Below are 5,417 nucleotides of genomic sequence, written 5' to 3' on the forward strand. Positions count from 1 at the left end.
GATCTCGGCGGCGCCGTAGGGCGGTCCGTAGTTGTTCGCCAGGTCGAAGTGGGTGATGACGAGGTCGAACGCCCGGCGGACGATCGCCCGCTGGGTCTCCAGAGGGCGATCGTCGCCGAAGTTGTGCCACAGGCCGAGGGAGAGCGCCGGCAGGTCGAGGCCGCTCCGCCCGGTGCGGCGGTAGGTCATCGAGTCGTAGCGGGTGGGGGAGGGTTCGTAGGCCATGCCACCAGATTCGCCGCTCCGCGCGGTGTTGTCCAACAGGATCCGGCGATGCGATTGTGCGACGCGGCTGCTGAGTGCGGCCCGACGGTCAGCTGCGGCTCGCTCCGCGTCGCAGCCAGCCGACGATCAGCGTGATGACGAAGAACACGATGCCGAGGATCGCCAGCCACAGCAGCCCCTTGATGGCGAAGCCGAGGATGGCGAGGATTGCCCAGACGACGAGCAGGATGATGATGAGAGCGATCATGTCCTGTACAGAACCCCGAGCCGCGCGCGGGGTCAACGGGGTTGCGCGATTCCCGCGCGGTGTGCCAGAGCGCCGCCGGTCAGCGCCGGGCGCGGCGCGCGGCCCGGTTGCGGGCGAAGATCCAGCCGGTTGCCGCACCGATCAGGAAGACGATCAGCACGAGCACCCAGGTCGGCATGCGCAGCTGCGTCCAGAGCACGAAGATGGTGGCCGTGTCGTCGCTCACTCCGTTCTGGACGGCGATGACGATCAGCGCGAGCACGATCAGAATGGCGAGCCACTTGCGCTTCAGGAAGCGCACGAAGCCGTTCTCGCCGGAGGAGTCGCTGGGCTGGGTCATGGGCACAGTATGGCGGCTGCGGTCGACACCGTACAGTCCGGCGCGCTCGTCAGGCGCTCGGGCGGTACAGCGGGTCTCTGCCCGGGCCGACCGGGTCACCCCAGGCGGGAAACGGCACGAACACACCGGGCACGGATGCGGCCAGGACGGCATCGTCCGGGACGCGGTCCGTGATCGCCGAGCGCAGGCCGCGGTAGTCACCCCAGTAGAGCCCGCTGTACACGTTGAGGATGTGGGAGCCCGCCGTCGTGATGGTGTAGTCGAGCTGGTCGCCGTCCGCTGTCGTGGCGCGGACGAACACGTCGCCGTCGTACGCCATGACCGTGGTCGCCCAGCGTCTCGCCTCCGCATAGCCGGCCATCGACTCCGCGTGCGCGATCGCCCCGCGGGCCCCAGTCGCCTCGGTGATCCTGGCGGTATCGAGGAAGTAGCAGTTCGCACCGGAGACGCCGGGCATGGTTGTCGGCGAGACCAGGCCGGAGGACGGGGCGGTCGCTTCGCCGATCCAGCGCCATTCGCCTTCGCTGATCTGCAGTTGCGCCCCCGTGAGCAGGTCGCGGATGCGCTGGTAGCGAGCCCCGTAGAGCGAGAACTGTTCCTCGAGCGGCAGTGCGGACACCTCGCCGCGCGTCATGCCGGCCGCGTCCGGGGTCTCGACCATCGTCATCCTCCTCGGCAGCTACCGTAGCCGTGCTGAGGTTTCAGCACAACAATGTCAGATCCGAGAGTGGAACGAGTTCAGCGCGGCTGCGCGAGCGGAGCATCGCGCTCGGGCTCGGGCTCCGGCTCCGGGCGGCGCAGCAGCAGGAAGCGCGCGCCGTACGGGCCGATGCGCAGCGGGAAGCTGCTGAGGTTGTCCACCACCGCGATGTCCCGGTCGTTGGAGGCGTCCACGACCGTCGCGCCGAGCGGGAGCGCGTCGGAGCGCACGGTGCCGTCGACGGCGTCGCCCGTCATGTTGAGCACGGTCAGCTGCACGATCGGCAGCCCGTGGTCGTCCAGCGTCTCCAGCTGGTGCACGAGCACGAGCATCCCGGGATGCGCGACGTCAGGAACGTCGATCTGGCGCGCCGTCGCGATGCCGTAGCGGGAGCGGATGCGCAGCAGGCCGCGCAGCCGGCTCGCGAACGAGTCGCGGCGCTTCAGCTGCTCGGGCAGGGTGCCGTAGAGCGAGCGGGCGCGCGGCATCCCGGACGCCGAGCGCTCGGTCTCCGGGGCGACGCCGAGCAGGTCGTGCGCTCCGCGCTCCACCCACCGGGTGTCGCCGTCCGCGATCAGGTCGGCGACCTCGCCGCGCGGCAGCGTGAGCGAGCCGAGCAGGTCCCAGCCGGAGAGCGCGAACACGCCGGGCTGCCACGCGTTGAACGCCGCGAGCAGCAGGTGCGCGTCGCGGATGCGCGGAACGTCGTCCTCGGTGATCGAGTCCAGCGTCGCGTGCCCCTGGGTCGCTGCGATCAGGGAGGCCGTCGTGCAGGCGATCCCGTTCGTCGTGAACACCAGGTTGAACTCGGCGGCCGGCGCGGTCAGCGCCTGGACCAGCTCCGACCGGATCAGCTCGGCCAGCTCGCCGCCGCTGAGCTCCTGGTAGCGGAACGGGTACAGATCGTCCTTGTGCAGCGTCGCCCAGTGCACCAGCTCGTAGGTGAGCTCGTCGTGGTTCTGCAGGCCGTGAACGAGGCTCACCGGCTCGACGCCGAGCTCCAGCGAGGTGCGCAGCGTCAACCGCAGGAACTCGGTGTCGCCGGTGGCGAGGGCGTGGTGGTAGGCGGGCCGGTTGATGAAGTCGTAGGACAGATCGGCGCCGACGGCTCCGGTGTCCCGGATGTCCTCGATCGTGAGGTTCAGCTCCTGGAAGGTGAAGCCGCCGACCTTGCGCACCATCCCCGCGATCACGTGGTTGGCCGCGTGCGAGAGCGGGTGACCCTCCGACCAGGCCGGCAGCCCCTCCGCGATCTTCTCGACGCCCAGCAAGCGGTTCGCGTACAGGCGCAGCGCGCTATGGCCGAGGTCACCCAGCCCGTGCAGCGCGTCGCCGATCACCAGCCGCATGCCGGAGAACGTCGGGTCGAGCCAGTTGACCGACGGCTGGCCCTCCTTGAAGTAGTGCAGGTAGACCCAGCGCCGGGTGACGCCGTCGGTGCCGACCACCGGCGCGGTCGCGCTCCAGTTGGTCTCCTTGACGCCGGGAGCGTAGAAGATCACGCGCTGCAGCTCGCCGATGATGTAGCCGCGCTCCGCGAGCGCCGCCTCCGTCGCCGCGTCGAGGTTCACCGAGTCGCGGTGCTCCGGCACCTCGGGCAGCAGGTGCCACTCGTCCGGCGGGATCTCCACCATGTGGTAGATCCCCGGGTAGTCCTTGTACGCCATCTCCGCGAGGCGGAAGTCGGCGCCCTTGCCGGTGTGGCCGGGGACGATGTCGTCGATGACGCTGCCGCCGTGCTCCTCCGCGACGTCCGTCATCCGCTGGAACGTCTGCTCGTCGCCGAAGACCGGGTCGATCTGGGTGCCGATCCTGTCGAAGTGGCCGTCGACGCTCGGCGTCTCCTGCCAGCCGCGGATGCCGCCTGCGCGCTTCACCGGGCCGGTGTGGACGCCGGTGATGCCGATGCGCTGGAACACCTTCCACAGCTCGGGGTCCGCCAGCGCCGCCAGGAACGACTGGTCCTGCCGGGTGATCAGCGAGATCGGATACGCCGTGAACCAGACGTCCGAGGTGGACACCGCGCGGCGCGCGTCCGGGCGCGCGTACGGGTTCCGCCACATGCTCGGCGACCCCGAGAGCTGCCTGCTGAGCACATCCGCGTCCTTCAGCATCGACTGGCCGACGAGCCACTGCACGTACGCGGGGTTCAGTCCGTTCGCGGCGCGCGGGTCGGCGACGTTGCGCCGGATGCTGCCGCCGCGCAGGTTCGCCCGGGGGCGCAGCCGGCGCGGGCGTGCGGGGTACAGCTGTTCGTCGTAGGTGATCTCTGTGGTTTCCGGCTCGACGGTCTCGGGCTCTGTCGCATCGGTCGACGCGTCTCGGGCCCCGACGGGCTCATCCATGTGGTCTCCTCCCGGCGCCTCACACGGTATCCCGAGTGCTCGCGGATTCACACCGCGCGGTTCGGCGCGGGCGTGAGAGGGTGTTCAGCCGACTGGCGATTGACGTGTCCGGTCCCGCGAGTACGGTGACACCTCGCGACCACAACGGAGAGGAGCGACGATGCCCACCGATCAATACCACGAGCCGCCCAGCGAGCTCGGCGAGGAGACCAGGACGTTCGCGCGGATGTGCGCGAGTCTGTCGGAGGAGGCGGAGGCGATCGGCTGGTACGAGCAGCGCATCGCCGTCGAGAAGGACGAGACGGCGAAGGCGATCATGCTCGACTCGCTCGGCGAGGAGTACAAGCACTTCAGCATGGAGCTCGAGTTCCTGCTGCGCGCGAAGCCGCAGTGGCGGCAGATCGCGCAGGGCATCCTCTTCCGGAGCGGCGACATCGTCCGCCACGGCGAGGATGCCGAGGAGAGCGCCGGCTAGCGGCGGGCGGGTTCGCCGGCCTCCGGCGCGGGTTCGGCGGCGGGCAAGCCGGCGGTGTCGCCGGTGACCTGCGCGTCCTCCCGCTCCGGCCGCCGCGGCCGCAGCTCGCTGACCAGCACACCCGCGACCACCAGCAGAGCGCCGACGATGGTCGTCCACGGCATCCGGTCGCCCGCGAGCCTGCCGACGATGCCGCCCCAGACCGGCTCGCCGGAGTAGATGATCGTCGCCTTCGTGGGCGAGACGTGCCGCTGCGCCCAGTTCATCGTGAGCTGGATGAGGCAGCTCGCGACGCCGAGCGCGACCGCGGGCAGCAGCCAGTCCCAGGACGGTGCCGGCAGCGCCTCGCCGGTGAGCGGCATCGCGGCGAAGCCGAACAGGCCGGCTGCGAGGAGCTGGACGATCGTCACGCCCCGCGCGTCCACGCGCGACGCGAACGCGCCGATCAGGATGATCTCGGCCGCGATCGGGACCGTGCTGATCAGCGTGGCGATCTCGCCGGCGCCGAGGCCGACGGTGATCGCGGACGGCCCGGCGATGAAGAGCAGCCCGGCGAACGCGCAGGCGACACCGACCAGCGTCATCCTGCGCGGCGGGCGGCGCAGCACGAGCCACTGCAGCAGCGGGACCAGGGGCACGTAGAACGCCGTGATGAACGCGGACGTGCTGCTCGGGATGCTGGCGAGCCCCGCGGTCTGCAGCCCGTAGCCGAGCGCGATGGCCGCGCCGATCGCCGCGCCGGCGCCGAGCTCGCGCCAGCGGATGCGCGCGAGCGAGCGGTGGAAGACCAGGACGCTCACGAGACCGGCCACGACGAAGCGCAGCCCGACGAAGAACCACGGGCCGGTGTGCTGCATCGCCAGATGGACGACGAAGAACGTCGCTCCCCAGAGCGCGGTGATCGCGATCAGCGCCAGCTCGTACCTGCTCACGGCGAAGCGGACGCGCGAGCGGGTGGAGGGCATGCTCCACATCCTACGGACGGGACGGCGCGTGCTGCTCCACGCGCCGTCCCGTCCGCGCCCGCGCGGCGCCCGCCCGGCGCCCGCCCGCTCAGCGCGTCTGCAGCGGCGTGCGGAACGAGG

Annotated in this window: 6 protein-coding genes and 1 pseudogene; 1 reads left to right on the forward strand and 6 read right to left on the reverse strand. The window is 70.7% G+C overall.

Annotation, left to right across the window (positions count from 1 at the left end; translation table 11 throughout):
* From ACTHMF_RS16355 to treS, 5 genes and pseudogenes are all read right to left on the reverse strand, one after another.
* Positions 1–225: pseudogene (locus ACTHMF_RS16355) on the reverse strand (aldo/keto reductase); the annotation flags it as partial.
* A gap of 88 nt (positions 226–313) precedes the next feature.
* Entirely contained in the window at positions 314–472 is a 159-nt protein-coding gene (locus tag ACTHMF_RS16360; protein WP_314146330.1) for a hypothetical protein, read from the reverse strand.
* A gap of 79 nt (positions 473–551) precedes the next feature.
* Positions 552–812 carry a DUF1049 domain-containing protein gene (locus ACTHMF_RS16365; protein WP_440319049.1) on the reverse strand — a complete coding sequence of 87 codons (261 nt, stop codon included), beginning with the start codon at positions 810–812 and terminating at the stop codon, positions 552–554.
* A gap of 49 nt (positions 813–861) precedes the next feature.
* A complete protein-coding gene (locus tag ACTHMF_RS16370) occupies positions 862–1,473 on the reverse strand; it encodes a hypothetical protein (RefSeq protein WP_440319051.1) in 612 nt (203 codons plus the stop codon).
* 77 nt (positions 1,474–1,550) lie between these two features.
* Positions 1,551–3,857, reverse strand: a complete 2,307-nt coding sequence (treS, locus tag ACTHMF_RS16375; protein WP_440319052.1) for a maltose alpha-D-glucosyltransferase — start codon at positions 3,855–3,857, stop codon at positions 1,551–1,553.
* Positions 3,858–4,017: 160 nt separating this feature from the next.
* On the opposite strand from treS, the gene ACTHMF_RS16380 reads away from it, so the two are divergent.
* Positions 4,018–4,332, forward strand: a complete 315-nt coding sequence (locus ACTHMF_RS16380; RefSeq protein WP_314146326.1) for a ferritin family protein — start codon at positions 4,018–4,020, stop codon at positions 4,330–4,332.
* On the opposite strand, the gene ACTHMF_RS16385 is transcribed toward ACTHMF_RS16380, so the two are convergent.
* Positions 4,329–5,297 (reverse strand): DMT family transporter, encoded by a 969-nt coding sequence (locus ACTHMF_RS16385; protein ID WP_440319055.1) that lies wholly within the window; start codon positions 5,295–5,297, stop codon positions 4,329–4,331. The two genes, ACTHMF_RS16380 and ACTHMF_RS16385, sit on opposite strands and share 4 nt — an antisense overlap.
* Between the last annotated feature and the right edge of the window lie 120 nt (positions 5,298–5,417).

Source organism: Leifsonia sp., from assembly GCF_051955155.1.
In the GTDB taxonomy this organism is placed as follows: Bacteria; Actinomycetota; Actinomycetes; order Actinomycetales; family Microbacteriaceae; genus Leifsonia.